Origin of the sequence: Snodgrassella sp. ESL0324, from assembly GCF_013344955.1 — a bacterium.
Taxonomy (GTDB): Bacteria; Pseudomonadota; Gammaproteobacteria; order Burkholderiales; family Neisseriaceae; genus Snodgrassella; species Snodgrassella alvi.
On the sequence record NZ_JAAEDS010000018.1, the window covers coordinates 18,339 to 45,318 of the forward strand.

Sequence of the window (26,980 nt, forward strand, 5' to 3'; positions counted from 1 at the left end):
CTTTAATTAGAGGGTTAACTTAATAACTCTTCATGAGTCTAACATAATGCGATGCTGAATATAATAGAAATTCCCGCTCCTTTTCTGTTAACGGGCGGATTTGCTGTACCGGAGAACCCAGATACAGATAACCGCTCGCCAGACGTTTGCGCGGGGGCACCAGACTGCCGGCACCAATCATCACATCATCCTCAATAATCGCATCATCCAGAACAATCGAATTAATCCCCACAAGCACCCGGTTACCAATCGTACAGCCATGCAGATTGACATGATGACCTATAGTAACATCCTCACCAATTACCAATGGTGAGCCATCCGGTTTGGCTGCTGTTTTGTGGCTGACATGCAGCATACAGTGATCCTGAATATTGCTTCTGGCACCAATACGCATACTGTTCACATCTGCGCGAATCACCGCAAACGGCCACACAGATACTTCTTCCTGCAAAATTACATCCCCGATAACCACAGCCATATCATCTATATAACAACTATCGGCAATTTGTGGTTGCGTATCTAAATAAGAACGAATATTGTTTTTCATGTTTTTGACCTTATCCTGTTACATTATGCAATATTATTTATAGCAGAAGATAAGTATAAGCTCCTGCTCTTTCCACCCGATTTACCTGAAAAACCGCAAATTTACAGGTATTTTTCTCTTGAGAATACTATGTCTGAAAATGTTTTATTGAATCTGGATAGTGAGCCCCGTTTCGATGCCATTAAGGCTGCAGATATTGAGCCGGCAATGACCGAAGCCATGCAGCAGGCTGCTGCCGCTATCACCGCCTTGAAAGCTGAGTCTGATGCCAGCTGGAATAACACCGTAGAAGCTTTAACCAGTATTACTGAACGTGTCGGTCGTATCTGGAGTGTTGTTGCCCATCTAAACAGTGTGGCAGATACACCTGAGTTACGCGCGGCCTATAATGCACTGATGCCTAAAGTGAGCGAATTCTTTACTGCGATCAGTCAGGATATTGCCTTATATGAGCGCTTTAAAAGCATCAAAGCCAGTGCAGAATATGCACAGCTGAGCCCGGCACAGCAAACCAAACTGAACCATGATTTAAGAGATTTTGTTCTCAGCGGAGCAGAGCTGCCGGAACAGGAACAGGCGGAGTTTGCAGCCTTACAGGCAGAAGGTGCCCAGCTTTCCGCAGCCTTTAGTCAGAATGTTCTGGACGCCACTGATGCATTTGCATTGTATTTTGCTAATGGCGCAGAACTGGCTGGTCAGGAAAACACATCCGGTCAGACCAGCACAGATGCCGATTTTGCACGGGATAGCGAAATCAGCGGATTAACAGAAGAGGCACTGGCCATGTTTGCCGCAGCGGCACAGGCAGAAGGTAAAGCCGGCTATAAAATCGGGCTGCAAATGCCGCATTATCTGGCAGTAATGCAATATGCCCACAATCGCGAACTGCGCCGGCAGCTGTATCATGCCTATTCAACCCGGGCCAGTGAGCTTGGCGAGGCTAAATGGGATAATACCGCCAATATCAACCGGATTCTGCAGATTGCCGCACGCGAAGCTCAGTTACTGGGTTTCCAAAACTATGCAGAATTATCGCTGGCAACCAAAATGGCTGATACACCGCAACAGGTGATGACCTTTCTTCAGGATCTGGCGAGCAGAGCCAAACCTTTTGCTGAAAAAGATCTGGCTGAAGTTAAAACATACGCACGAGAACATCTCGGTCTGGATGATTTACAGCCATGGGATATGACCTATGCCAGTGAAAAGCTGCGTCAGGCTAAATATGCATTCAGCCAGACTGAAGTAAAAAAATATTTTCCGGCTGATCGCGTTCTCGCAGGTCTGTTTGCCCAGATTGATAAATTGTATGGCGTTCATTTCATCGAAAAACAGGTACCGGTATGGCATCCTGATGTTCGCTATTACGAACTTGAACAGGGCGGGGCCATCATCGGTGGCGTCTACATGGATCTGTATGCACGAGCCGGTAAGCGCGGTGGTGCATGGATGAATGATTACCGCGGCCGCCGTCGTTTTATAACAGGCGATCATGCCGGCCAGCTGCAAACACCTATTGCGTATCTGGTGTGCAATTTCACGCCGCCTGTAGCCGGCAATACCGCACGCCTGAGCCACGAAGAAATCCTGACTCTGTTCCACGAAACCGGTCATGGTCTGCATCATCTGCTGACTCAGGTAGATGAACTGGGAGTTTCCGGTATCAATGGCGTGGAATGGGATGCTGTAGAAATGCCCAGCCAGTTTATGGAAAACTTTGTCTGGGAATATGATGTGCTTGCCGGCATGAGCTGCCATCAGGATACCGGCGCGGTACTGCCTGAGGAGCTTTATAAGAAAATGCTGGCTGCAAAAAACTTCCAGAGCGGGCTTTGGATGCTGCGCCAGATGGAGTTTGCTCAGTTTGATATGGAAATCTACAGCCATCCGGGTTGTGACTGGCAGCAAACCTTGTTGGAAGTACGCCGCCGGGTAGCCGTGATGCCTCAGCCAGATTTTAACCGCTTTGCTCATTCTTTCAGCCATATCTTTGCCGGTGGTTATTCAGCCGGTTATTACAGCTATAGCTGGGCAGAAGTGCTTTCTGCGGATATTTATGCTGCTTTTGAAGAAGAAGCGAATACAGCGGCAACAGGCAAACGTTTCTGGCACGAAGTACTTGCTGTCGGCGGCTCCCGTCCGGCTATGGAATCCTTTAAAGCATTCCGCGGCCGTGAACCGCAAATCGATGCACTGTTACGTCACTGCGGCTTTCATGAAGCTGCCTGAGTTTCAGTAAAGAATAAAAAACGCGATGATTACATCGCGTTTTTATGGTAATTTCTTGAACTAAAATATAATAACCATTCAGATTAAAAGATAACTTACCGGCATCTGCATATATCACAGCTAATTATTTTATCGGCGGCTGTTTGTTATTGTCTATAAATGTTATTTTCAAAAAAATTTGTATTTAAACTTTATTATGATTAACATTAATCATATCTAATGTCATTTAAAGTTAATATTAATTAATTTAATTGCTGTGCTATGCTTCATCAGCAACCGGTAATCATTTACAAAGATGGGGAAAATGAATAATACAAAGCAAAACTACTGGTTTTTAGAGGCAAATGATAACCGGAGTGATATTTTTATTCGTAATAATGAATGGACATATGCCGGCAATAATAAGAAGGATATTGAGCAAATTCATTTGATAGCTGCCGGCGATCAGGTAGCAATCAAATCCGTCTCTCCTCAGATATCTGATCTGCCTTTCGAAAACAAAGGCTATCCTGTACCAGTAACACAAATTAAAGCCATCGGTACTGTTATTGAAAATCCGGGTGATGGTAAATCTCTGAAAGTCAGCTGGCAAAGATCTACTCCTGAAAAAAAATGGTATTTTTACACCAGTCTGAAAACCATCTGGCCGGTAAATAAAGATACCAACTGGCAATCGGAACAATTGATTAATTTCACCTTTAATGATCAGCCTCAGGATATTGATCAATTTTGTCAGATGCCTTATTGGCAGGAACGTTTTAATAATACAAATTATGAGCCGGATATGAATAATCAAAATCAGCAGCAGCTTAATAATGCCGGATGGTATCAAACTGTACTAAATTTAATTTATGAACTATGTCATAACAATAAAAGCAATATTTTTACTCGAAAACAGTTTATGTTGCATTATGAACAACTACTGAAAAACCAATATCCAAACAATAATACAATAAGTCAAACTATTAGCCGAGTAATGCAGGACTTACGCGATAAAAAGATTCTAGATTTTTTTGGTAGGGGTAAATATAAATTAATAAATTATAATAGTGATATTAAAAATAAAACCAATAACAATATTCAGGAAGAAATTGAGCCAAATACAGTTAAAACACCTTATACTATCAATAGTTTAATAGCAGAAGGCTGCTTTATCAGCAAAGATGAATTAGAAAGTATTCAGACAAAATTAAAAGAAAAGAAAAATATAATTTTACAAGGACCGCCCGGTACCGGTAAAACCTGGCTGGCAAAACGATTGGCCAGTGTAATCGTTGGCTATCGTGATTCTAAAAATATTAAAGCAATCCAGTTTCATCCGAATACATCCTATGAGGATTTCATCCGGGGCTATCGTCCTTCCAGCGACGGCAAACTTGAATTAGTTGACGGCCCTTTTCTTAATATAGCCAATCAGGCAGAAAATGATCCCGACGAAAACTATGTGATTGTTATTGAAGAAATCAATCGCGGAAATCCGGCACAGATTTTTGGAGAAATGTTAACACTGCTCGAAGCCAGTAAACGTAATCCTCAGGAAGCATTGGAGTTAACCTATGGAAATGAAAAAGGCTTTTATATTCCGGATAATCTGTATGTCATTGGCACCATGAATATCGCTGACCGCTCTCTGGCTATGGTTGACTTTGCATTGCGGCGCCGCTTTGCATTTTTTGATCTAGAGCCAAATTTCGGTAATGAGTGGCTGGAATATATGAAAGACAAATCAGGAATTTCAGAAACAAAATTAAATGAATGGCAAAAGCGTATTGAAAAGCTGAATAAAATAATTAGCGCTGACCAAGCACTTGGTCCTGCATTTACCATCGGACACAGCTACCTGACCACCAGTCAACGTATAGAAAATGATAATGCTGCTGATAAATGGTTTACCAATATCGTTAAAACTGAAATTATACCTTTATTGAAAGAATACTGGTTTGATGAACCCAATCAAGTCGGAAAAGCTAAGAAAATATTATTGCCGAAAACGATGAATAACAACTAACTAAAAAATATATATGTCTAATAAACAGGAAACCAGTACTACAGTAGCCAAGATACCGATTAAAAATATTTGGTTACTGTTACTTTATGCTTCTGATTTTTACCAGACTCTGGGTAAACAGCAACGGGTTCAACTGGAAAATAATCCTGAAGATATGATTAAGCTGGCTGCCGAATTGTATTGTGAGGCTGCCAAGAAAAGATTTATGCGATCATTATCCTGCGGATATACACAACAGACGCAAATACTGAATCGTGTCAGAGGAAAAATAGATATTCTTGCTACAGTACGACAGCATTTACTGGAAAAAGGCAGAATACAATGTCAGTTTGAGGTTTTAACTATTGATACACCAAAAAACCGCTATATTCATGCAGCCGCTCACACTTTACTGCGTCTTGTAAAGAATAAAAAATTAAAAATACAATGTCAGAAAATTATCAGCCGCTTTAATACGCTGAAAATAGGCCAGTCAACTCATTATGATTTCAGAGCCGACTATTTTGATAGGGCCGGCACACAGGATAGATATTTACTCACCTTATGCCGTCTTATTTTTAAGCTGGCTATCCCTACAGAACAGGCCGGTGTGCAGTCGGCCGAACAGATTAAAAAAACTGACACTTGGTTACGACGTTTATTTGAAAAGGCTACAATAGGCTTTGCCCGGGTTAATCTGCCTGCCAGCAGTTGGGAAATCAGTTCCGGCAAACGGTTATCCTGGCAACAGGAGTTTGCAAGTAACCATATAGAAGATTTTCTGCCCAATATGCAAACAGATTTAATTATTGAACACACTGCCTGCCAGCATCGTATGATTATCGATACAAAATGTACCTCTATTATTCGGCAATCAAGTTTTTATAATAACAAAAAGTTTAAAAGTGAACATATTTATCAGCTTTATGCCTACCTGAGAAGTCAGGAAAACACTACTGATGCCCCATCTTGTCATGCAACCGGGATGTTACTGTATCCGGCTATTGATGAAAACATAAATGAACATGTCATTATTCAAAACCACACAATCAGATTTTCTACCATCAATTTACAGGAAGATTCCAGACTAATCAGAAAAAATCTTCTGCGTTTATTAAGTCAGTGTAATTGTATACCTACCAATAATAAATAATTTAGATTATCTACCCTGATTACCTATCCGCCAATCACGTATTTTTTGGATATACCTGAATAAGAGCTGCCAGTTTTTCTACTAATTCTTTCCAGTTACTATCTTCTGCCAGTAAAAATCCTTCTTTATTAATCTTTTCACCTTGTTTTAACATCATTTTCTGATGATTTACCCACGCTATATAATCAGAAGGAATCTGTACCAAGTCCAGATGTGTTGCTAACACTTCTCTTGACTCCTGATTAACCGGCTTAGCCAGATACCAGGTAAATCTGTCTTCGATACAAACCAGTCTGGATAAATCCAGTTGAAAAATATAATTATCACGGGAGTTAAATAAAATAATGTAAAACGGCTGTCCATTATTCCAGGAAGTATAACGAATAGAAGACTGATCAGGAAAAGTTAGTTGCTGATAACAACCATCTACACTGTCTACGGCCTGCTCATCAATTTCTTCTAACTCCGCTTTTTCAAAAAAATCAGCCAGATACTCCATTATATCGAAACCAAACTTCTGATATTGTTTGAATAAATTGCTGTTTAATCTAGTTTCATTTTCTGCCATTTGTATCTCCACTTTAATAATCAGCTGCTTTATTAATTTATTTTAATGTCAATAATTTTGTATAGTAAGACTAATTAATTCTTAAAGTATTTTTGATATATTCTGCTCAATGTTCCGGCTGCTATTTCTATAATTATACTTTCTCGAAAATATCAGTTTATACTGAAATAGTAAAAAGCCGTCTATTCATTCTTATAGCCGGCTTTTATCTGACATTTTATTATTCATCCTCAATTAATGCATCTACAAATGCCCGGGCATCAAACGGGCGTAAATCATCAATACCTTCACCCACGCCGATAAAGCGTACCGGAACCGGTCGCTTGGCTGCCAGCGCCGCGAGAATACCGCCTTTGGCAGTACCATCCAGTTTGGAAACAATCAGACCGGTTAATCCTAGCGCATCATCAAAGGCTACAACCTGATTGATAGCATTCTGACCCACATTGGCATCCAGTACCAGCATGACTTCATGCGGAGCATCAGGCAAGGATTTTTGCAGGACGCGTTTTACTTTCTTGATTTCTTCCATCAGATGCAGCTGAGTAGGCAGGCGACCGGCAGTGTCTGCCAGTACCACATCAATACCGCGTGCTTTGGCCGCCTCCAGAGCATCATAACAGACTGCTGCTGAATCGCCGGAAGCCTGAGCAATCACGGTGACATTATTGCGTTCACCCCATTGCTGCAATTGTTCGCGGGCTGCTGCACGAAAGGTATCGCCGGCAGCCAGCAGCACGCTTTTACCCTGACTTTGAAAATATTTCGCCAGTTTACCGATACTGGTAGTTTTACCGGCACCATTCACACCGGCCATCATAATCACAAAGGGCTTTTTATCATCCGGTAAAATCAGTGGCTGATCCAGCGGCAACAGTAATTCATACAGAGCATCTTTCAGAGCACTGCGCAGCTCATCTCCGTTTTTCAGCCCTTTCAGGGTAACCCGCTGGCGCACCTGCGCCAGCAGTTTTTCTGTGGCTTCAATTCCCATATCACTGGTAAGCAATACGGTTTCCAGTTCTTCATACAAATCTTCGTCGATTTTACCGCCGCCAAATACAGAAGCCAGAGATTTGGCCATTTGATTACGGGATTTGCTCAGCCCCTGTTTTAGTCGTGCAGTCCAGCTCAGTTTAGCCGGTTTTTCTGTCTGCTCACTCACTGTATCCGGCTCAGCAGCTATCACAACTGTATTTTCACTAGCGACAGGTGTCTGAACTGGTGAGGCAGTATCGTCTGTTACAGCAATGGCTGCCGGTTCATCTACTGCTGTGGGTACAATAATATCTTGTTCTGTTTCGGTCTGTGGTTGAACCGAAACGGTTGCTGCCTGCTCAGGTTTTTCTGCAACAGGATCACTGATAGCCGGTTCAGGCTGCGGTATTACTTCAGTCTGAACAGAATCATCAGCTATATTCTGTAATTGTTCTGAGTTTTCCTGCTGGTGAGGGGCCGGTACGGGCTGCTCAGCAACTGGCTCAGTATTTTTTTTTCGTTTAAAAAATCCAAACATGGGCTTTCCTGAATACGATATAAGGCCAAAGCTGAATCACAACCGATCTTTGGCATTGGAATAATTGTGCTATTGTAGCTTACAGAGGTTTATTTGATAACGTGCTGCGATACTATTATTTATTTTATTCAGATAGTTTTGCCTTAAAGTACTTCTGTACAGGCTAAAAATCAGACAGAACAAACTGGGTTGGCTGCGTATTTACAGCTCTGAATTTACACCACCACATAATTATGATTATTAACAACAATAGCCTGAGAGTTATTAAAAGTTACTAAATTCAAACATTTACTATATTCTGCATAGGTTTGCCGGGCTGACTGGACAAAAGGTTCATCAATATAATGCGGCAGAGGATAAAAATTGATGCAATTTAAACCTGCATAATTGTTCAGTTCCGGAGCCAGGCTGCTGTCATCCATTATTTTATTATATTCTATGTCTGCTGCCAGAATAATTGCACCGGCAGATTCGCCAATATAAACGCAGCCTTCAGCAATTCTTTGAGCAAGCAGCCGGTCAAGATTTTTTCTTTTCAGTTCCTGCAATAAATAAAATGTATTACCGCCGGTTATGCAAATAATTTCTGCTGCCGAAAAAGCTGTATGGGACTGGCGGATATCCGCTGTGGCGATATCCAGTAAATCAAGTTTCAATCCAAGCTGTGTTAATACTGATTTACCTTCATCTATATATTTTGTGTAGCCTTCAACATTACCTGCGGTAGGAATAAACAGAACACGCTTGCTGTTAATTTTATTGTTCTGCATAAAATCGGCTAGCTTTTGACCGGTTCCAGCAATATAAGATGTTAAAAAAATCGTTTGCATTGTAGTTTCCAGCCTCTCTGTTTTATATAGTCCGGTCACCGAACTTAATTATTTAGTAATTCAGACCATGTTTCCGGTTGTTCCCAGTTTATCCGATACAATTCAGTCTGATGCCGATTATAGGGTTGATCATAAATCCAGTGTTGCCATTGCGGCACCAGACTGCCGCTTATCTGGGGTTTATCATCAATCAGAATATCGCCGCGCACCCAGGTTTTATCTTTGGCCAGAATTATGCGCTGCATCCAGTCTTCACCCAGATGCTGGCATACCCAGTCAAATTTTTCGGATACACAATAGTGATAATCCTGTATAGGTGAGGTACAAATACGCACATCATGGCCGGCCTCCAGCAGGCGCTTAGCTGCTGAAATACCATGCTGCATAGGCGGTAATGAAGCAAAAAAACCTTTACTGCTATAAATTTGCGCCAGTTGCCGGTGAAATTCGGGAGCCATATCATCACGCAGGTAAAAATGTCTGCGTTCTGTCAGGGGCAGCGGTTGCTGATAGGTTTGCTGCCATAGTTGTCTTACTCCCTGCTCAAAGTCGGCCAGAACACCATCCTGATCAAGCAAAATCAATTTAGATGCCATACAAATTCCCGTGGTGGCGTATATGATTATAAAGCAAATTAATTTATAGCATGTTTTTTAAAGCCAGCCGTACACCTTCACTGACATCCGTACCTGCCGGTATATTTTTACAGGCAGTACGGGCTTCTTTATCGGTATAGCCTAAAGCAAGCAATGTATTAATAATATCTTCGTTATTGCCGGCTGTATTCTGTGTAAACAAACCGGTAGCATCATCACTGGCGGCGGCAAGTTTGCCACGCAATTCCAGTACCATGCGTTCGGCGGTTTTTTTACCGATGCCTGGTGCAGCTGTCAGGCGTTTGATATCTTCAGTAGCAATAGCAGCAGCCAGCTCCTCACTGGTCAGTGCGGATAAAATACCCAGAGCACTTTTGGCTCCGATACCGCTTACCTTTACTAATGCACGGAATGTTTCCCGTTCTTCGCGGGAGCCGAAACCAAATAGCAGATGAGCATCTTCACGCACGACCAGCTGAGTATACAGTGCAGTTTCTTCACCTGCGGCCGGTAAAGTATAAAAGGTTTGCATGGAAACCTGAGCTTCATAGCCTACGCCATGAACATCCAGTACCACTACCGGCGGATTTTTTTCCAATATGATTCCGCGTAAACGGCTAATCATGATATTCCCTTCCCAACAGCCAGATATATAAAAGCCCGTGCATCATATCACGGGCTTTTTTCTGAGCTTGAGCAATTTTACAATACAGTCAGCATTGATTTTTTGGCCTCATCGGCACGCTGCTGCTGTTTAAACGGACCCATGCGGACAACATAGCTGTTTTGAACTTTCACAAGCTTAGCCTGCTGTTCGCTTCCTGCACTCTGTAAATGACGTGAAGTGGTTTTCAGATATTTCTGAGCCTGCTCCTTACTGTCAAATTTCTGCAGATCCACGTAAATATTACCACTGGTACCTGCCGGTTGCAGACGCTCTCCGGGCAGAATCTGCTCTACCCGTACCTGAGCAGTACCGGCACGTACAAACCCTAACTGCTGTGCGGCAGCATAGGACACATCCATTACCCGGTTAGCATGAAAGGGACCGCGATCATTAATACGCACAACCACTGTCTTTCCATTGGACAGGTTGGTTACCCGTGCATAACTGGGGATAGGTAAAGTCGGATGGGCGGCTGTCAGCATCTGGCTGTCAAAGCGCTCGCCTGATGAAGTTTTACGGCCATGAAAATTTTTGCCATAGTAGGAAGCTTTACCTACCTGACTGAAACTGGCCACTTTTTGTAGCGGATAATAACGTTTGCCCGCTACCTGATAGCTAAGATTAGCTGTTTTATGCAGATGCTCTGCGGGTACTACTGTAAGATTAGATACTGATTTTTTGGGATGATAAACTGGTGCAGACAAATTACCCGATGGTCCGGCATATGCCGCACTCAATCCAAGTACCATGGCAACACTAATAAATAACAATTTAATTCTGATCAAACCGTATTTCCGTTTCTTTGAGTAAAAGACGCAAAAACCAGACACGCAATTACCATTTGCGGGTAAACAATACATAGTCTGGTAAAGACTGAATTTCTACTAAGACAGCAAAAAACAGTGGCGGCCACTTTTAAAATGTGGCAGAAGAGGCTGGTGCCTCAATTGGCAAGAACAAACACCAGCGGTGATTAAAACAGCACACTGGCGGGTTCTGAAAATTGCTTACTAACCGGCAAAATCGCCTTGGTTGTAATGCAGTTAACAATTGAATCAGTTATTTAACTGGGCGACACTATGCCAAACAGACTTCAGTCTGTCAAAGATTTTTTCATTCCGGATGTGCGAGTGTCCAGACATAAACCTGCGCAACACCTGATTTCTTAAGGGTCTGAGCCAATTCGAAAATTGTTGCGCCGGTGGTCACAACATCATCTATTAACAACAAGTTACGTTTTTTAACTGCGCTATTAAGGCGAAATACACCGCGTACATTATGCAAACGTGCTGATTTTTTTAAAGTTGATTGCGGTGGCCGGTGACAACGCTCTATCCAGTCTGGTGTCACTACCGGCAAGGTATAGTGTCTGGCAATGATTGCAGCCAGTAACTGGCTCTGATTGAAACCACGCTCAAACAGGCGCCTACGGCTCAGCGGCATAGCCAGTACAGCATCTATTTTTACCTTCTCCAGCCACTGCGGCGGCTGTGCCAGCATCAGTGCTGCCAGCGTATCCAGTAAAGCAAGCTGCCGCTGATGCTTAAATGCACGCAGCATTTGCTGTAATGGTGCAGCATAACGGTAACTGGCATATAAGGTTGTAAAAGGCCACTTCTGGCCGCACTGTTCACACACTCCGGCTGTCAGCCCGCCGGCACGGCAACGCAGACAGATATCAGTATCAGAACGCCGCAAAGCAGCCATATCTAGCCGGCATGCCCGGCACAAACCTGAGACATCCGCACAATCGTGGCATAATAAACAGTGCGGTGCGCCGATGCAGGCGTGCCAGAATGAAGTAAGCAATGAAGTTATACTCATGATCACACCTTCACGAACGTTATTGATACATGGCTGGGGCGCTAACCACCATATATTCGACCCTTTACAGGCATATCTGCCAGCCCCATGGCAACAAAACTGGTATACCCCGGACCTGCCCGGGCATGGTTGTGCACCGTTTAACGGCAATTTCAGTATAGACAGTATTGCAGACCAGCTGGCCGCACAGCTTACGGCTCCTGCACATCTGCTTGGCTGGTCACTGGGCGGGATGGTGGCACTGACTCTGGCTGCCCGCTATCCGGAGAAAGTAGCCACACTGTGTCTGACTGCCAGTCTGGTCAGACTGCTGGCCGGCAGCGATTATCCGCAAGGACTGAAACGTACCAGCCTCAATATTATGGCCGATAAATTTCGTGAAGATTATCCCAAATACATGCAACAGTTTCTACAATTACAGATGCTGTATGCAGACACTTCAGTACAAGCCAGTGTTAACAGCCTGATACCAGCTATTTGTCAGTATGGACCGCCTGCTGCTCTTAACGCGGCTTTGCATGCGTTAGAACAGGCTGATTTACGCCCTTTACTCACTAGCATAAACTGTCCGGTATTACTGGTTTATGGTGATCGCGATGCCATTACTCCGCCACGTATGGGTGAATACATTCATCAGCGGCTGCCGCAAAGCGAATGGTGCCTCCTGCCACAGGCTGCACATACACCGTTTTTAAGCCATCCTGATCAATTTGCCCGTGCACTGTGCCAATTTTGGGAGCGACACACATGACAACTCTGCCACACAAGCCAGACTGGTTTCTCCATGCACATCTGGCCGCTACGCTGGATGAACGTCTGTGTATTCTGAAACAACCGCCGGAACAGATTATCCTCGCAGCAGCAGACGGTGATGAAAGTTACCGTTTGCTCAGCATGCGTTATCCGCATGCGCATTTTCAGGAGTATGACAGTCGCGAGGCTTATTTACAGGCAGCACAGATTATTCGCAAAGCCAAGCAAAACTGGTGGCAGAAACTCCACAGCAATCTGCCTGCACAAACCGTTTCCGACCGGCTTCCCGGCAACCAGTCTGCTGATATGGTCTGGAGTAACCTTGGTCTGATTCACCAGAATGATCCCGTGGCTGTTATCAGAAACTGGGCCGGAGCTTTAAAACCGGATGGTTTGCTTTTTTTCAGCCACTTTGGTCCGGATACCCTGAAAGAAGTCATGACACTTTGGCGTACAGAGGGTATAGTAGTGAAAACACCGAATCTGATCGATATGCACGATCTTGGAGACATGTTGTTTCAGCACGGTTTTTATGATCCGGTAACAGACATGGATATGCTGACTCTGCAATACACCAATGCAGAGCGCTTTATTGATGACATGCGCACAGCCGGACTGTGGCAAAGTCTGCAATTTAACAGTGAAATCGATGCAGTTCGTATTCTGGCTAATGCATGGCAGAGCAATGATATTCAAAATGTTACACTTGAGCTGGTGTACGGACACGGTGTTAAAAAACAGGTACTGCCCGACAATACAGCACCAGTACAATTTTATCCCTCATCTACAATTTAGAATCCGAACATTATTAATATAATATGAAATTCTCGGCATTATTGCGTAATAGCATACTTATTATTACTACATTCGTTACCATCACTGCCTGCAAAAACACCACACCGGTTACTCCTCCTGCTCCGGCCAAACCACGCGCTATTATCGGGCTGGCACTTGGAGGCGGAGTTTCTAAAGGCTTTGCACATATAGGGGTAATTAAAGTCTTACAGGAAAACCATATTCCGGTACGGGTTGTTACCGGTACCAGTGCCGGTGCGCTGGTTGGCAGCATGTATGCTTCCGGTATGAGTCCGGACAGGCTGGAGCTTGAGGCTGAAATACTGAATAAAACCGATTTAGTTGATCCGGTACTGTCTACATCCGGCTTTATCAAAGGACAAAAACTGCAGGATTACATCAACAATAAAGTTCGCAATAAACCGATTCAGCAGTTTCCTATCCGTTTCGGCGCAGTGGCTACCGAATTCGGTACCGGCCGCATGGCTGTTTTCAACAGTGGTAATGCCGGACAGGCAGTACGCGCATCGGCCAGTATACCCAATGTTTTTCAGCCCACAGTAATCGGCAATAAAAGTTTTGTCGATGGCGGTCTGGTTGCTCCGGTACCGGTCACAGCAGCCAAACAGCTGGGTGCCAATGTAGTTATTGCTGTAGATATATCTGCTAAACCGGCACGTCTGACCAGTCAGGGATTTTTTTCTTATCTTGACCAGAGCCTGAATATCATGAGCGCATCAGCCCTGAACAGCGAACTGAGCAAAGCTCAGGTCGTAATCCGTCCTCAGGTACAGAAACTGGGTACAGTAGGCGGTTTTGACCAGAAAACTCAGGCTATCCGGCTGGGTGAACAGGCTGCCAGAGCAGCCTTACCGCAAATTCGTGCGGCACTGGCGAAATATCAGGTTAACTAAACCATATAAAACAGTGAGTAATCTGTGCAGACTGCCTGTGTGGCAGTCTGCGTTTTTATTCTGGTTAATACTAATTAAAATATTGCAAATTGAATAACCGCTGATTTAATGAATTTTAACCATAGAACAGATTACTGGCAGATAGCAAAAAAGCTAGCCGAATACTATTTCTGAATTAAATATAACTCATAAAAAGCCCGATGATTACGGGCTTTTTAATTTGTTTAATTACCAAATTCAATCAGAATAGCAGAATAATGAAGCCTGTTTATATCTTAGTAACATTCACTTTTTTATTTCCATGAATTTTCAGGTAAATCAATATTTCTTTGAGCTTGCTCCAGTGCCTCTTGTAATTGCCGGATATTTAACGGAACACAATAAGCAGGCTTAGCCCGCTCAAATCGCCAGCTATCAGACAGCAGACCGGCATCAACAAAATCATAACCGACCTGATCCAATATTTTAAATACAGTTTGTTTAGCAGTTAAATCATTGCCTGCCACAGGAATGGCTCTTCTGTTTAATTTATCGTTTGGTCTGGCATCTTTAATAACATCTCTTGCCAGAATCGCATTAAAAACTTTAACCACTTTGGATTTCGAAAAATGCTGAGCAACCAACTCACTGGTTGTAATTTCACGCTTATCTAATTGCGGCCAGTGCCCGTCGCGATCGGGATAATAGTTCATGGTATCTAATATTATTTTATTACTCATTGATTCAGCAGGTAGTTGCAGATAATTATTAAATGGAATAGCAATCAGAATAATTTCTGCAAACTCAATAGCTTCTTCCTGACTTCCAATTTCACAGCCTATACTGCTAGCCACACTGAACAATGTATTTTTCCCTCTGGAATTACTCACCATCACTTGATAGCCTGTCTGCATAAATAGCTTTGCCCAGGCCTGACCGATAAATCCTGCTCCGATAATGCCAATCTTTTTCATCGTAATATTTCCTTTTCTAAATAGTGCGCTGTATTATCAGTACAAATTAAAAGGCAATAAATACAAATAAAATTGATTGATTAACAACTGAAAGTTGGCAATATGAATTTATTCCGATGTATGCAAGCATTTATTCTGACCGTAAAAACCGGTTCTTTTGCCGCAGCATCCGTTTCACTAAATACATCACCGCAAATGATTGCTAAATACATAGCATTTTTAGAAAATTATTTAGGATTAAAACTGCTTAACCGAACCACACGATCACAAAATCTGACTGAATTCGGCAAACAATATTACCCGAAATGCTTATCTATTTTAGCGGAAATCCAGGCAACTAAAGTACTTGCACAACAATTCAGTGAAGAGCCAAAAGGCAATTTAAGAATTAGTGCTCCCGTAAGCTATGGTTATTACAATTTAATACCGGTAATCAGCGATTTTATGAAACGCTATCCCAAAGTGGAAGTTGATATTCAATTAAGTGATCGCTATGTAGATTTGGTTCAAGACAATTTTGATGTTGTGTTTCGTATTGGCCAGTTAGCTGATTCAGGTTTAATTGCGCGAAAATTAAAACCCTATCAACTCACTTTTGCTGCTTCTCCCTCTTATCTGGCTCAGCATGGTGTTCCGTCTGTACCAAAGGATTTAGAGAAGCACAATTGTCTTATTTATCAGTATATGAATCCAAATAAAAATGATTACCTTTGGCCATTTATGATAAATGGAAAAAAAGTTAACATTTCTATATCAGGTTCATTACAAAGCAATGAGACTCTGGTATTAGCAAAAGCCGCAATTGAAGGACTGGGTATTACTATGTTGCCCGAATCCATGCTTAGCGATGCCATCAGACAAAATAAGTTACTCCCCATATTACAAGATTTTTTACCACCGGAAAAAGAAGTACATCTGCTTTATACAGCCGACAGACAACGGCCGTCAAAACACAATATTTTTATTGAATTTGTGGTTAATGCTATGTCTTAGTTGCTGCTATCTGTGTTATATCAGCAATATCAAAATGAATATATCTAACTTCACAATTTACAAATTGGTTTTATCGATATTTTAATGATTGATTCATCTGGTATTGCTTTATTGATATCTGTATATCCTCTATATCAGTTAAACCTAATTTTTATATTTATTGCCCTGCATTTAAGAAATTTCTTAAGCTAGAATTGTTTTTTTATAAATGAAACGAAGATAAATAATCAGTAACATAAGAAGATACAAATAACTGATTTAGCATCCAGATTAATTTAATATTATTGGGATATTCTACCAATCGAGCATAGAAAACCGCCCCGGCAAACCGGGGCGGTGTGTTAAGCTAAATCTGAATTATGCAGTTAATTCTGCACGCAGTTTTTTGGTTACATTAACCATAACTTCCAGCGCTGCTTTGGTTTCCGGCCATCCGCGTGTTTTCAGTCCACAATCCGGATTTACCCACAACCGACGCTGATCAATGACTTTCAGTGCTTTACGCAACAGATGTTCGACTTCGGCTTCAGTAGGCACACGCGGGCTGTGGATATCATATACACCGGGGCCGATATCATTCGGATAGCTGAATTTAACAAAAGCATCCAGTAATTCCATATCAGAACGGGAAGTTTCAATGGTAATTACATCAGCATCCATACTGGCAATAGCCGGCAGAATATCATTAAATTCAGAATAGCACATATGTGTATGAATCTGAGTGCTGTCATCCGCATCAGTGGAAGTGAGGCGGAATGATTCACATGCCCAGGCCAGATATTCATCCCATTGCGCACGTTTCAGCGGCAAGGCTTCACGAATGGCCGGCTCATCAATCTGAATAACACGAATACCGGCTTTTTCCAGATCCAGTACTTCGTCGTTCAGTGCCAGCGCAATCTGTTTGCACACCAGACTTAATGGTACATCGTTGCGTACAAAACTCCATTTCATCATGGTTACCGGTCCGGTAAGCATACCTTTCATCGGGCGTTTGGTCAGAGATTGTGCATAAGAAGACCAGGCAACAGTCATGGCTTTCGGGCGTGCCACATCACCAAAAATAATCGGTGGTTTAACACAGCGGGAACCATAGCTCTGTACCCAGCCATACTGAGTAAAGCAGTAACCATCCAGCTGTTCACCAAAGTATTCAACCATATCATTGCGCTCAGCTTCACCATGTACCAGTACATCGATATCCAGCTGTTCCTGCTGCTCAACACAGTAGGCAATGTCTTTTTTCATGGCCGCTTCGTAATCGGCAGCGCTCAGTTCACCCTTTTTAAAGGCGGCGCGTGCCTGACGAATTTCCTGTGTCTGTGGAAATGAACCGATAGTGGTGGTTGGCAGCAAAGGCAGATTCATCCATTGCTGTTGTTTTTCAATCCGTTGTGCAAACGGGCTATGGCGCTGGTCGGCATGTTCGCGCAGGCTGGCTACGCGCTGTGCAACCTTATCATTATGAATCAGTTTACTGGTTTTGCGTCCGGCAGCCGCAGCATCAGAAGCGGCAAGAGCTTCCTGTACGGAATCTTTACCGTGTGCCAGTGCCTGTTTGATGATACCCAGTTCCTGTAGTTTCTGGGCAGCAAAGGCAAGCCAGTTTCTGATTTCAGGGTTAAGTTTCTCCTCTACACTTAAATCCTGCGGACTGTGCAACAGTGAGCAGCTCGGCGCAATCCATAAATTATTACCCAGCTGGGTAGCTACCGGTGCCAGCAGTTCTATCACTTCACGCAGATTGGCGCGCCATACGTTACGTCCGTCGATCAGACCAACCGACAATACTTTATTTTCCGGCCATGCATTGGCAAATTCAGCCAGTTGCTCAGGTGCACGCACACAATCAATATGTACACCGTTAACCGGCAGGTTTTTAAGCAGATTAATATGTTCGGCAACGCTGCCAAAATAGGTGCCGATAATAATACGGGTACCGGTAATCGCCAGCTCCTGATAAGTAGGAGCAAAGGCATCCAGCCACTCACGGGCAATATCTACAGCAAGAATCGGTTCGTCAATCTGAATCCAGTCAACACCGGCATTGGCCAGTTCACGTAACAGTTTCTGATATTCAGGCAGCAGACGCGGCAATAATTCCAGACGATTATGACCGGCATCTTTTTCTTTACCCAGCCACAACAGAGTAAGCGGACCCACCAGTGTAGGTTTAATATCATGTCCGGTGGCTTTAGCTTCTTCTGTCTGGGCAATCAGACTGGCTGCATTGGCCTTAAAACTGGTGTTCTGATGCCATTCAGGTACGATATAGTGGTAGTTGGTATCAAACCATTTGGTCATTTCCATTGCTACCTGACTGGCATTACCGCGTGCCAGTTCAAAATACTGAGACAGGGTCAGTTTATCTGCGTCAAAACCAAAACGTGCCGGAATGGCGCCCAGTGCACACAGCGTATCCAGTACGTGGTCGTAATATGAAAAATCACCTACCGGCAGCAGATCGGCACCAGCGGCAATCTGGGTTGCCCAGTTTTTCTGGCGGATATCTGCCGCTGTCTGGCGCAGCTCGGCTTCGCTTTTTGCGCCTTTCCAGAATGCTTCAACGGCAAATTTTAATTCACGCTTAGCACCAACACGCGGATAACCAGACAGATGGAATGTATTCATATTTGTTTCTCCCTATTACGAATGATGGATTTCAATAACGGCCAGTGTGCGTGAGTTATGACATTACGACAAGCGATAAATTTTGCAGTTCTGTATGAATTTTTTTAATACTATATTTCAGACTAGTGTAATCCAAGAGTATGATATGGTATACAGGTGTCCGGTTTGTAAATAGATAACTGGCTATCAGTAAGGTAGTTATTGTTCTATTCATATAAATGATATTTATAAGCAGTCTGGCTGTTTATGAATTTTTTAACTTGAATTAGCAGTTAAAAATACTCATCAAAGGCGGAAAACATGGAGTCGATTATTGAACTGCGCCATCTGCGCACTTTGCTGGCTCTGGAAGAAACCGGCAGCGTATCGATGGCGGCAAAAAGGGTTTTTCTGACCCAGTCTGCACTTTCACACCAGATTCGTGTTCTGGAACAGTTTTATGGTACCCCCCTGTTTGAACGTAAATCCAACCCGATTCACTTTACTCCGGTAGGTGTGCGGCTGCTACAGCTGGCACGAGAAATCACGCCGCTGGTTACAGTAGCAGAGCTGGATATGGCGCAGATAATTGAAGGTGAGGCAGGGGAGCTGAGGGTAGCGGTAGAGTGCCATACCTGCTTTGACTGGCTGATGCCGGCCATGGATGCTTTCCGGGCGCTGTGGCCTAAAGTAGAGCTGGATATTGTTTCCGGCTTTCAGGCCGATCCGGTCGGGTTATTGCTGACTCACCGTGCAGATCTGGCAATCGTATCCGAATATGCTCCGCAGCCGGGGATTATTTTTCAGCCATTGTTTGCCTATGAAATGGTCGGCATTTGCGCGAAGGATCACCCGCTGGCGGCTAAAAGTGTATGGCAGGCTCAGGATTTTGAGAATGAAACACTGATCACCTATCCGGTACCGGATGATATGCTGGATTTACTGCGTAAGGTTTTAAAACCGGCAGGGGTACAGCCGGCACGGCGTAACAGTGAACTGACGATAGCTATTATTCAACTGGTTTCCAGCCGGCGCGGCATTGCTGCTTTGCCTTACTGGACGGTTATGCCGTATCTGGAAAAAGGCTATGTAGTAGCACGGCAGATTGGCGATATACCGCTGCAAAGTGAATTGTATGCCGCCATGCGCGAAACAGACAGTAATAAAAGCTATCTGGATAATTTCTGCCAGATTGTGCGCGAACGCAGCTTTGCCGACTTACCCGGACTCAGCCCGCTCAGCACGCCGGACTAGTCTGCAACCGGCAATCTGATTTATTAAAAGAGCAGGGCAGATATTCGGCAAAGCGCTGATATTTTGCTCTGCTCTTGTTTGGTATCGTCAGCCAGAATTTTACGCAACATCCATTGTCCTGCTTAAGCTCAGTTTGTACAGATGTCAGATAAATCTTCTTGTGCTGCATAAATACCATAAAATAAGCCATAAGCATATTTTTCAAAGCGATTTTTCATGCTTAATCAGCTACAATAAGCGCTATGGAAATTTTATCTTCTGCCGGTCTGCTGACCGGTCTTAATAGTGAACAATTAGCCGCCGTTACCTGGCCTGCGCAACCGGCACTGGTACTGGCAGGTGCAGGAAGTGGTAAAACCAGAGTACTAACCACACGTATTGCCTGGTTATTGCAGACTGGTCAGGCCAGTGTACACAGCATTCTGGCCGTTACCTTTACCAATAAGGCGGCTAAAGAAATGCAATTGCGCCTGAGCACGCTGTTACCGGTTTCGGTACGGGCGATGTGGCTGGGGACATTTCACGGGCTGTGCCATCGGTTTTTACGACTGCACCATCAGGAAGCATCACTGCCCAAAACATTTCAGATTCTGGATATGGGTGATCAGCTTTCTGTAGTCAAGCGCTTGCTTAAACAACTGAATATTGCTGAAGAAATTATCTCACCGCGCAGTCTGCAGGGATTCATTAATGCACAAAAAGAAAACGGGTTGCGTGCTTCGCGTTTATCAGCTCGTGACCCGCATGAACGGCAAATGATTGAATGTTATGCCGCCTATGACAGTTTGTGCCAGAATGAAGGTGTAGTGGATTTCGCGGAATTAATGTTACGCAGTTATGAAATTCTGCAGAGTAATGAAATATTGCGCAATCATTACCAGAACCGTTTTAATCATGTACTAATTGATGAATTTCAGGATACAAATAAATTACAGTATGCATGGCTAAAATTACTGGCCGGAGAGCATGCAGCGGTTTTCGCTGTGGGAGATGACGACCAGAGTATTTATCGCTTTCGCGGTGCCGAAGTAGCCAATATGACCCGCTTTCTGAATGAATTTCATGTTGGCGACCCCATCCGGCTGGAACAAAATTACCGTTCGGTAGGCAATATTCTGACAGCAGCCAACGCGGTGATTGCACACAACGCCAGCCGTCTAGGTAAAAATCTGCGCACTCAGGCCGGCGATGGCGAAAAAATCCGTGTACTTCAGGCAATTAATGATCTTGAAGAAGCGCAGTTTGTGGTTGATGAAGTGAAGGCTTTACACCGCGAAGGGCTGAATTATATGCAGATGGCTGTACTGTATCGCAGTAATGCCCAGTCGCGGGTTCTGGAACAGGCTCTGTTCCGCGCCGGTATACCTTACAAAATTTATGGCGGCCTGCGCTTTTATGAGCGTCAGGAAATCAAACATGCACTGGCTTACCTGCGTCTGGCGGTTAACCCCAATGATGATAATGCCTTATTACGCGTAATCAATGTGCCGGCACGCGGCATCGGCGCGCGGAGTGTTGAAAACATTCAGGCGGCAGCCAATGAAGCCCATACTTCGTTATGGCAGGCGGCCAACAGTTTATCAGCGAAAAACAGTAAAATTGCTGCATTTATCCGCCTGATTGAAAATTTACAGCAACAGGCTGCGCAAGTTTCTCTGCAGGAACTGATGGCTGCTGCCATCTATGATAGCGGTCTGATGGAACACTACCGTACCCAGAAAGGTGAACAGCAGGAACGCATCAACAACCTGGAAGAATTACTGAATGCGGCAGTGGCATTTAAACCGCAGGAATCCGGTTATGATATGGAACCTGAGTATGATGAAAACGATCCTTTATTTCCGGTACTGTCTTTTTTAAGTACTGCCTCACTGGAAGCAGGAGAGCATCAGGCCGGTCAGGGTGAAGATGCCTTGCAGTTAATGACCGTGCATGCAGCTAAGGGACTGGAATTTGACGGTGTATTTCTGACAGGGCTGGAAGAAGGTTTATTCCCCAGTGAATACAGCATGGCCGAACGCGACGGGCTGGAAGAAGAGCGGCGCCTGATGTATGTAGCGATCACCAGAGCACGTAAGCGCCTGTATTTAACAATGGCAGAACAACGCCTGTTACACGGACAAACACATTTTGCCCTGCCATCACGCTTTGTGGATGAAATACCGGAAGAGGTATTGCAATATTTGTCTGCTCACAGAAACTCTCTGATAGCCCGGCAACAGTCCACGCAGCGAACCAATCCGTTTCACAGCCGCAGCAAACTGGCAGAAACACAGGAGAGCACGGATTTTGACGGATTTCAGCTAGGACAGAATGTTTATCATGAACGTTTCGGCACAGGTGTCATCATAGATGCTACCCGGAAAGCTGAAGGGGCACGCCTGACCATCAATTTCGGTAAACAGGGGATTAAAGAGCTGGATACCGTATTTGCCAAAAGCAAGCTAAGTATTATTTCTTAAACAATTGCTCAGGTAATGGCTGGTAAGCAAAAGCCTGAGAGGAGACAGTCATGCAACAATACGACAGTAACAATATTTTTGCCCGAATTATCCGTGGTGAAATTCCTTGCCATAAAGTTTATGAGGATGAGCAGACACTGGCCTTTATGGATGTGATGCCACAGGCACGCGGCCATGTACTGGTGATTCCTAAATGTGAAGCAATAGAGTTAACTGACATGCCGCAAGATTACCTTGCTGCCGTATTCAGTGCAGCTAAAAAGATTATTAATGCGCAACGTAAAGTATTACATCGTAATGGCGTTGTGCAATTACAGTTGTCCGGCGAACAGGCTGGTCAGTCTGTATTTCATTATCACATTCATCTGATTCCCGGACATATCCATGAACTGGGTAAACATGAAAGTGTGGCTGCTGATCAGGCAGAACTGGCGCAACTGGCTGCACAATTACGTGCAGAACTGGCCTGACCATTTTTTGATTCAATAATTATCCACAGAATTATCCACAGATAATCAGTAAAATAAATAGTATTTATTATGTCATAACCCTTGTTTTATAAGGAATTAAGCATAAAGACTGATTTTTATCCAGTTAAATACTACAAATTTGTCCACAATCATTCAGTTGTTGTACCAAATCTCCCTGTCGCTCCTGCACCTTTCGGTAAACGGAGCGATAATTTATTTCCTGGTCAATACAGATTAAATTGTTCAGTCAGTTTCAGCTTAAACGCCTTTGTGATTACACACTAGCCATATCCTGCATATTTAGCGGAACTTAATTCACTAAAACACCTACTTACGCTTTTCATCAACAGGAAATGCGACAAATCATTTTTTTCTGCCGGTTTCAGCAGAAGCAGGCCTTATCCGGCCTGTATCTTTTCTTCTGATAACAAAAGCCCGCAGAAAAATTATGCTCTGCGGGCTTTTACACAGTATAACCAGTATTAATTATTCATACATCCGGAATAAACACTTCTGAACTGTGATACTTTCGCATTTTATTCAAATAAATCGCGCAGTTTGTCCATGAATGATTTTTGCCGCGGTGTTTGAGCCCGGTCCATACCGGTAGAGATTTTTTCAAACTCTTCCAGTAATTCACGCTGACGATCGGTCAGATTTACCGGTGTCTCTACCACGATATGACAATATAAATCACCCACAGCAGCCGAACGTACAGATTTAATTCCTTTACCACGTACCCGCATGCGACGACCGGTTTGTGTTTCTTTCGGAATATTCAGTTTGACTTTACCATCCAGCGTAGGCACCTCAACCTCTCCGCCAAGCGCTGCTATCGTAAAACTGATGGGTAATTCACAGTGCAGATCCATGCCGTCACGCTCAAACACCTGATGCGGGCGCACGTTCACCATCACATATAAATCACCGGCAGGCGCACCATGCTTACCCGGTTCACCTTCACCGCTCAGGCGGATACGCTGACCGTCATCAATTCCGGCCGGAATAGAAACTTCAACAGTCTTGCGGGTTTTTACCAGTCCGTCGCCATGACATTTAACACACGGATCCTTAATCTGTTTACCACTGCCGTGACAGGTCGGGCAGGTCTGCTGTAACTGAAAAATGGCCTGCCGTACCTGAACGACACCACTGCCGCCACACATGCTGCAGGTAGTGGCAGAAGTCCCGACTTTAGCACCACTGCCGTGACAGACATCACATTCTTCATGAGTAGGAATAGTGATTTTTTTCTTAATACCGCGCGCAGCCTCTTCCAGACTGATTTCAATATTATATTGTAAATCAGCGCCCTGATTATTCTGCTGCGACCGTCCGCCGGCTCCGCCGCCAAACATCTGGCTGAAAATATCACCAAAATCAAAACCGCCGGAAAAGCCGCCGGCGCCGGCACCCATATTGCCGTCTACGCCGGCATGACCAAACTGGTCATAAGCAGCACGTTTTTGAGAATCAGACAATACTTCATAAGCACGTTGTACTTCTTTAAATTTTTCTTCGGCGTTTTTATCGCCCTGATTACGGTCAGGATGGTATTTCATGGCCAGCTTACGATAAGCTTTTTTGATTTCCTCATCCCCTGCAGTACGGCTTATACCCAGTACTTCATAAAAATCTACTTCAGTCATAATTTTATTCCAAAGGTTTGCAGGCAACCTGCTCTTAAACAGCAGGATGCCTGAACAGCAAAACCGGATAGATAATAGAAATGCAACCCATATATGGGCTGCATGTATAAAAACAAGGTTTTAAGTAAAAGTTATTTCTGACCGAAGCACAATATACGGTCTGAAAACAAATAGACAGATAAAGAATCAACGGTCACACCAGTATATTTATACTGTCAGCAAAGTAGCCAATCAAATCGTGTGCCATCCATCAGATAATCTTCAAAGCACTTTAAATAATTCAGCCGGATATTTGGCTGGCATTATCTGCCGGCAGCAAAACATTAATATAGTTTAGTCCGACACTTACCTGTATCGGATCGATTCCGGTTATCGATACCTTCATCCGGCATTTTGGCATGGCATCAACCGGTACACCGTTAACACGGCTTACCAGTGGCAGGCCTTCAATACGCACTAAATCATCACGTATTAACTGAGCAGTCAGCTCCTGCAACTGTTCCTGCTGAATATATATCAGACTCCAGTATGCTTCCATATGGCGCTGAAAATCATTGTAGGCTGCATAAGCCGACTCAAAATCACGCAATACCGCAAACAGCATGGCATCCTGCGGTTCAAAACGTGGCTCTGCTTCCGGATCCAGCAAACTGATCAGCTGCTTCTGGTTAATATAATCAGTAGCACGGCGCAGAGGCGAAGTAAACCAGGCATAATGTTTCAGCCCCAGACCAATATGCGGTTCAGACTGAGTACTCATCCGTACTCTGCCGGTAGGCTGTACACGGAATAATCCCGCCATTTCAGCCTCATCCAGCATCTGCGCCCAGGTACTGTTGGCAAAAATCATCAGTTCGCTGACCAGCGTATCAATTGGTGCTCCGCGTTCACGCACACTGATATGTACAGTATTATCCGCCCCAAGCTTAATTCCATAATCGTACTGCGGTAAACGTTCCGGATCATATTTACCCCGCGCCTGCATTCTGGCCACAGCAAAATCATATAACCAGTTCATTTCGTTCTGATGTGCAAAAGCTTCAGTATCACCGCGCGGCTGCAAAGGCTGAAATGCCTGCTCAATATTTTCAATACGTAAATTACAGTCTATATACACCGATTCAATTCGTGATTCATAACGTATCACCTCAAACTGCGGACTGATTTCAGCATACAGACTGACTGCCGGTCGTGCTGCTCCTTCATCCAGACTGAAAGCAGCTATCCAGTTATCCGGCAGCATGGTAATTTTACCGCCGGGATAATACACAGTACTTAAACGTTCAAATATCAGCTTTTCCAGCAAAGACTCAGCATCTATTGCCAGAGCCGGGGCAGCAATATGAATTCCGACCAGTTTGTTGCCATTGGGCAGGTCACGCACACTGAATGCATCATCTACCTCACTGGTTTCAATGTCATCAATGGAAAATGCGCGTACTGCGGTATCGGCATCTGGCAGATTGCGCATAACCGGTACAGGATAATTACCGCAATCCGTACCTTTGGGAAACTGGGTAAGTAAAAAACCATCCAGAAAATATTCAGGCAGAGGCGGTACTGCACCAACACTCTGGAGCAGGGCAAACAGTGAGGTTTTTTTCTGATCAGCAGCTTTGACCACTGCTTTGTATTTCAGACTTTGTTTATCAGGTGCATGCAGAATCATTTTGGCTTCAGCAGCAATCTCATCCGGCAGGCGACCGGCCAGCAATTCCTGTATCCAGCCATTGATTTGTTCTTCCTGCTGTTTGCGCCGTTCAATGGCTGCCAGCGCCTGCTGTAATGTTTCTGCCGGCGCAGCTTTAAATACACCTTTATTTTTTTTGTAAAAATACATAGGCGCTGCATACAGAGCCATCAGTGTGGCTGCCAGCTCAATATTCCCGCTGCTATTGCCAAAATATTCACTGGCTGCACTGGCTGCGGTAAATTCACTTTCATTGCCTACCGCTTCCCAGAGCAGACTGATATCAATACCGGCAGCTGCTTCAGCAGCCTGTTGTAAAAATTGCGCAGCATCACCATCAAACACCAGAAAAACGTGGCTGGCCTTGATTTTTGCCCGCTTACCATGTTGTGTATTAACCAGAAAAGTAGCATCATTTTCCTGAACTATTTCCGCTACTTTAAACTGACCTGACTCCTCATAAAAAATTTGTTTACCCATAACGCCTACTTAAAACAAAGAAACTACTCAAGTAATCTGT

22 protein-coding genes are annotated in these 26,980 nt (G+C 43.9%); 10 read left to right on the plus strand and 12 right to left on the minus strand.

What is annotated here, in order from left to right; translation table 11 throughout:
• Positions 1-19: 19 nt before the first annotated feature.
• The gene (locus GYY70_RS11735; RefSeq protein WP_041879749.1) at positions 20-547 is read right to left on the minus strand and encodes a gamma carbonic anhydrase family protein; all 528 of its coding nucleotides are present in this window, start codon (positions 545-547) and stop codon (positions 20-22) included.
• A 129-nt stretch (positions 548-676) separates the two neighbouring features.
• On the opposite strand from GYY70_RS11735, the gene GYY70_RS11740 reads away from it, so the two are divergent.
• From GYY70_RS11740 to GYY70_RS11750, 3 genes are all read left to right on the plus strand, one after another.
• Positions 677-2,776 carry a M3 family metallopeptidase gene (locus tag GYY70_RS11740; protein ID WP_174832492.1) on the plus strand — a complete coding sequence of 700 codons (2,100 nt, stop codon included), beginning with the start codon at positions 677-679 and terminating at the stop codon, positions 2,774-2,776.
• 304 nt (positions 2,777-3,080) lie between these two features.
• Positions 3,081-4,784 (plus strand): AAA family ATPase, encoded by a 1,704-nt coding sequence (locus tag GYY70_RS11745; protein ID WP_174832495.1) that lies wholly within the window; start codon positions 3,081-3,083, stop codon positions 4,782-4,784.
• Positions 4,785-4,797: 13 nt separating this feature from the next.
• The gene (locus GYY70_RS11750; RefSeq protein WP_174832497.1) at positions 4,798-5,916 is read left to right on the plus strand and encodes a 5-methylcytosine-specific restriction endonuclease system specificity protein McrC; all 1,119 of its coding nucleotides are present in this window, start codon (positions 4,798-4,800) and stop codon (positions 5,914-5,916) included.
• A 34-nt stretch (positions 5,917-5,950) separates the two neighbouring features.
• Here GYY70_RS11750 and GYY70_RS11755 read toward each other — a convergent pair whose 3' ends face one another.
• The 7 genes from GYY70_RS11755 to GYY70_RS12200 all read right to left on the minus strand — a co-directional run bounded on the left by GYY70_RS11755 (position 5,951) and on the right by GYY70_RS12200 (position 11,917).
• Positions 5,951-6,484, minus strand: coding sequence for a hypothetical protein (locus GYY70_RS11755; RefSeq protein WP_174832499.1), 534 nt, complete (start codon positions 6,482-6,484; stop codon positions 5,951-5,953).
• 220 nt (positions 6,485-6,704) lie between these two features.
• Positions 6,705-8,000 (minus strand): signal recognition particle-docking protein FtsY, encoded by a 1,296-nt coding sequence (gene ftsY / locus GYY70_RS11760; protein ID WP_174832500.1) that lies wholly within the window; start codon positions 7,998-8,000, stop codon positions 6,705-6,707.
• Between the two features lie 215 nt (positions 8,001-8,215).
• Positions 8,216-8,830, minus strand: coding sequence for a Type 1 glutamine amidotransferase-like domain-containing protein (locus GYY70_RS11765; RefSeq protein ID WP_174832502.1), 615 nt, complete (start codon positions 8,828-8,830; stop codon positions 8,216-8,218).
• Positions 8,831-8,874: 44 nt separating this feature from the next.
• Positions 8,875-9,426: a 5'-3'-deoxyribonucleotidase gene (locus GYY70_RS11770; RefSeq protein WP_100126044.1), complete on the minus strand. Its 552-nt coding sequence runs from the start codon at positions 9,424-9,426 to the stop codon at positions 8,875-8,877.
• A gap of 43 nt (positions 9,427-9,469) precedes the next feature.
• Entirely contained in the window at positions 9,470-10,051 is a 582-nt protein-coding gene (ruvA, locus tag GYY70_RS11775) for a Holliday junction branch migration protein RuvA (protein ID WP_025331789.1), read from the minus strand.
• Between the two features lie 77 nt (positions 10,052-10,128).
• Positions 10,129-10,878 (minus strand): septal ring lytic transglycosylase RlpA family protein, encoded by a 750-nt coding sequence (locus GYY70_RS11780; protein ID WP_269146745.1) that lies wholly within the window; start codon positions 10,876-10,878, stop codon positions 10,129-10,131.
• 328 nt (positions 10,879-11,206) lie between these two features.
• Complete coding sequence (locus tag GYY70_RS12200; RefSeq protein ID WP_238791959.1) at positions 11,207-11,917, minus strand: ComF family protein; 711 nt, start codon at positions 11,915-11,917, stop codon at positions 11,207-11,209.
• On the opposite strand from GYY70_RS12200, the gene bioH reads away from it, so the two are divergent.
• From bioH to GYY70_RS11800, 3 genes are read left to right on the plus strand one after another with little or no spacing between them, the layout of a single operon-like run.
• On the plus strand, positions 11,916-12,668 hold the full coding sequence (gene bioH, locus GYY70_RS11790) for a pimeloyl-ACP methyl ester esterase BioH (protein WP_174832504.1): 753 nt from the start codon (positions 11,916-11,918) through the stop codon (positions 12,666-12,668). The genes GYY70_RS12200 and bioH overlap by 2 nt on opposite strands.
• Positions 12,665-13,465, plus strand: coding sequence for a methyltransferase domain-containing protein (locus GYY70_RS11795; RefSeq protein ID WP_174832507.1), 801 nt, complete (start codon positions 12,665-12,667; stop codon positions 13,463-13,465). Before bioH ends, GYY70_RS11795 begins: the two co-directional genes overlap by 4 nt.
• 23 nt (positions 13,466-13,488) lie before the next feature.
• Positions 13,489-14,379: a patatin-like phospholipase family protein gene (locus tag GYY70_RS11800; RefSeq protein WP_037392056.1), complete on the plus strand. Its 891-nt coding sequence runs from the start codon at positions 13,489-13,491 to the stop codon at positions 14,377-14,379.
• A gap of 293 nt (positions 14,380-14,672) precedes the next feature.
• On the opposite strand, the gene GYY70_RS11805 is transcribed toward GYY70_RS11800, so the two are convergent.
• Positions 14,673-15,332, minus strand: coding sequence for an NADPH-dependent F420 reductase (locus GYY70_RS11805; RefSeq protein ID WP_174832508.1), 660 nt, complete (start codon positions 15,330-15,332; stop codon positions 14,673-14,675).
• 120 nt (positions 15,333-15,452) lie between these two features.
• Here GYY70_RS11805 and GYY70_RS11810 point away from each other — a divergent pair, with 120 nt between their 5' ends.
• Positions 15,453-16,325 (plus strand): LysR family transcriptional regulator, encoded by an 873-nt coding sequence (locus tag GYY70_RS11810; protein WP_172396999.1) that lies wholly within the window; start codon positions 15,453-15,455, stop codon positions 16,323-16,325.
• 357 nt (positions 16,326-16,682) lie between these two features.
• Here GYY70_RS11810 and metE read toward each other — a convergent pair whose 3' ends face one another.
• Positions 16,683-18,956 carry a 5-methyltetrahydropteroyltriglutamate--homocysteine S-methyltransferase gene (metE, locus tag GYY70_RS11815; protein WP_174832509.1) on the minus strand — a complete coding sequence of 758 codons (2,274 nt, stop codon included), beginning with the start codon at positions 18,954-18,956 and terminating at the stop codon, positions 16,683-16,685.
• 300 nt (positions 18,957-19,256) lie between these two features.
• Here metE and GYY70_RS11820 point away from each other — a divergent pair, with 300 nt between their 5' ends.
• The 3 genes from GYY70_RS11820 (at position 19,257) to GYY70_RS11830 (ending at position 23,121) form a co-directional block, all read left to right on the plus strand.
• The gene (locus GYY70_RS11820; protein WP_084548552.1) at positions 19,257-20,189 is read left to right on the plus strand and encodes a LysR family transcriptional regulator; all 933 of its coding nucleotides are present in this window, start codon (positions 19,257-19,259) and stop codon (positions 20,187-20,189) included.
• Positions 20,190-20,431: 242 nt separating this feature from the next.
• Positions 20,432-22,651 (plus strand): UvrD-helicase domain-containing protein, encoded by a 2,220-nt coding sequence (locus GYY70_RS11825; RefSeq protein ID WP_174832510.1) that lies wholly within the window; start codon positions 20,432-20,434, stop codon positions 22,649-22,651.
• A 50-nt stretch (positions 22,652-22,701) separates the two neighbouring features.
• Entirely contained in the window at positions 22,702-23,121 is a 420-nt protein-coding gene (locus GYY70_RS11830) for an HIT family protein (protein ID WP_025331807.1), read from the plus strand.
• 536 nt (positions 23,122-23,657) lie between these two features.
• Here the strand turns inward: GYY70_RS11830 and dnaJ are convergent.
• Together dnaJ and GYY70_RS11840 are read right to left on the minus strand one after the other, a co-directional pair.
• Positions 23,658-24,770, minus strand: a complete 1,113-nt coding sequence (dnaJ, locus tag GYY70_RS11835) for a molecular chaperone DnaJ (protein ID WP_174832511.1) — start codon at positions 24,768-24,770, stop codon at positions 23,658-23,660.
• A gap of 280 nt (positions 24,771-25,050) precedes the next feature.
• Complete coding sequence (locus GYY70_RS11840) at positions 25,051-26,940, minus strand: ribonuclease catalytic domain-containing protein (protein WP_174832512.1); 1,890 nt, start codon at positions 26,938-26,940, stop codon at positions 25,051-25,053.
• Positions 26,941-26,980 lie beyond the last annotated feature (40 nt).

Excerpts from the sequence above, each read along its gene's own strand:
- GYY70_RS11735 (WP_041879749.1), bottom strand. The coding sequence starts at position 547 with ATGAAAAACAATATTCGTTCTTATTTAGATACGCAACCACAAATTGCC.
- metE (WP_174832509.1), bottom strand. The coding sequence starts at position 18,956 with ATGAATACATTCCATCTGTCTGGTTATCCGCGTGTTGGTGCTAAGCGT.
- dnaJ (WP_174832511.1), bottom strand. The coding sequence starts at position 24,770 with ATGACTGAAGTAGATTTTTATGAAGTACTGGGTATAAGCCGTACTGCA.
- GYY70_RS11805 (WP_174832508.1), bottom strand. The coding sequence starts at position 15,332 with ATGAAAAAGATTGGCATTATCGGAGCAGGATTTATCGGTCAGGCCTGG.
- ftsY (WP_174832500.1), bottom strand. The coding sequence starts at position 8,000 with ATGTTTGGATTTTTTAAACGAAAAAAAAATACTGAGCCAGTTGCTGAG.
- GYY70_RS11810 (WP_172396999.1), top strand. The coding sequence starts at position 15,453 with ATGCAAGCATTTATTCTGACCGTAAAAACCGGTTCTTTTGCCGCAGCA.
- GYY70_RS11750 (WP_174832497.1), top strand. The coding sequence starts at position 4,798 with ATGTCTAATAAACAGGAAACCAGTACTACAGTAGCCAAGATACCGATT.
- GYY70_RS11755 (WP_174832499.1), bottom strand. The coding sequence starts at position 6,484 with ATGGCAGAAAATGAAACTAGATTAAACAGCAATTTATTCAAACAATAT.
- GYY70_RS11740 (WP_174832492.1), top strand. The coding sequence starts at position 677 with ATGTCTGAAAATGTTTTATTGAATCTGGATAGTGAGCCCCGTTTCGAT.
- GYY70_RS11820 (WP_084548552.1), top strand. The coding sequence starts at position 19,257 with ATGGAGTCGATTATTGAACTGCGCCATCTGCGCACTTTGCTGGCTCTG.
- ruvA (WP_025331789.1), bottom strand. The coding sequence starts at position 10,051 with ATGATTAGCCGTTTACGCGGAATCATATTGGAAAAAAATCCGCCGGTA.
- GYY70_RS11795 (WP_174832507.1), top strand. The coding sequence starts at position 12,665 with ATGACAACTCTGCCACACAAGCCAGACTGGTTTCTCCATGCACATCTG.
- GYY70_RS11830 (WP_025331807.1), top strand. The coding sequence starts at position 22,702 with ATGCAACAATACGACAGTAACAATATTTTTGCCCGAATTATCCGTGGT.
- bioH (WP_174832504.1), top strand. The coding sequence starts at position 11,916 with ATGATCACACCTTCACGAACGTTATTGATACATGGCTGGGGCGCTAAC.
- GYY70_RS11745 (WP_174832495.1), top strand. The coding sequence starts at position 3,081 with ATGAATAATACAAAGCAAAACTACTGGTTTTTAGAGGCAAATGATAAC.
- GYY70_RS11770 (WP_100126044.1), bottom strand. The coding sequence starts at position 9,426 with ATGGCATCTAAATTGATTTTGCTTGATCAGGATGGTGTTCTGGCCGAC.
- GYY70_RS11800 (WP_037392056.1), top strand. The coding sequence starts at position 13,489 with ATGAAATTCTCGGCATTATTGCGTAATAGCATACTTATTATTACTACA.
- GYY70_RS11840 (WP_174832512.1), bottom strand. The coding sequence starts at position 26,940 with ATGGGTAAACAAATTTTTTATGAGGAGTCAGGTCAGTTTAAAGTAGCG.
- GYY70_RS11765 (WP_174832502.1), bottom strand. The coding sequence starts at position 8,830 with ATGCAAACGATTTTTTTAACATCTTATATTGCTGGAACCGGTCAAAAG.
- GYY70_RS11825 (WP_174832510.1), top strand. The coding sequence starts at position 20,432 with ATGGAAATTTTATCTTCTGCCGGTCTGCTGACCGGTCTTAATAGTGAA.
- GYY70_RS12200 (WP_238791959.1), bottom strand. The coding sequence starts at position 11,917 with ATGAGTATAACTTCATTGCTTACTTCATTCTGGCACGCCTGCATCGGC.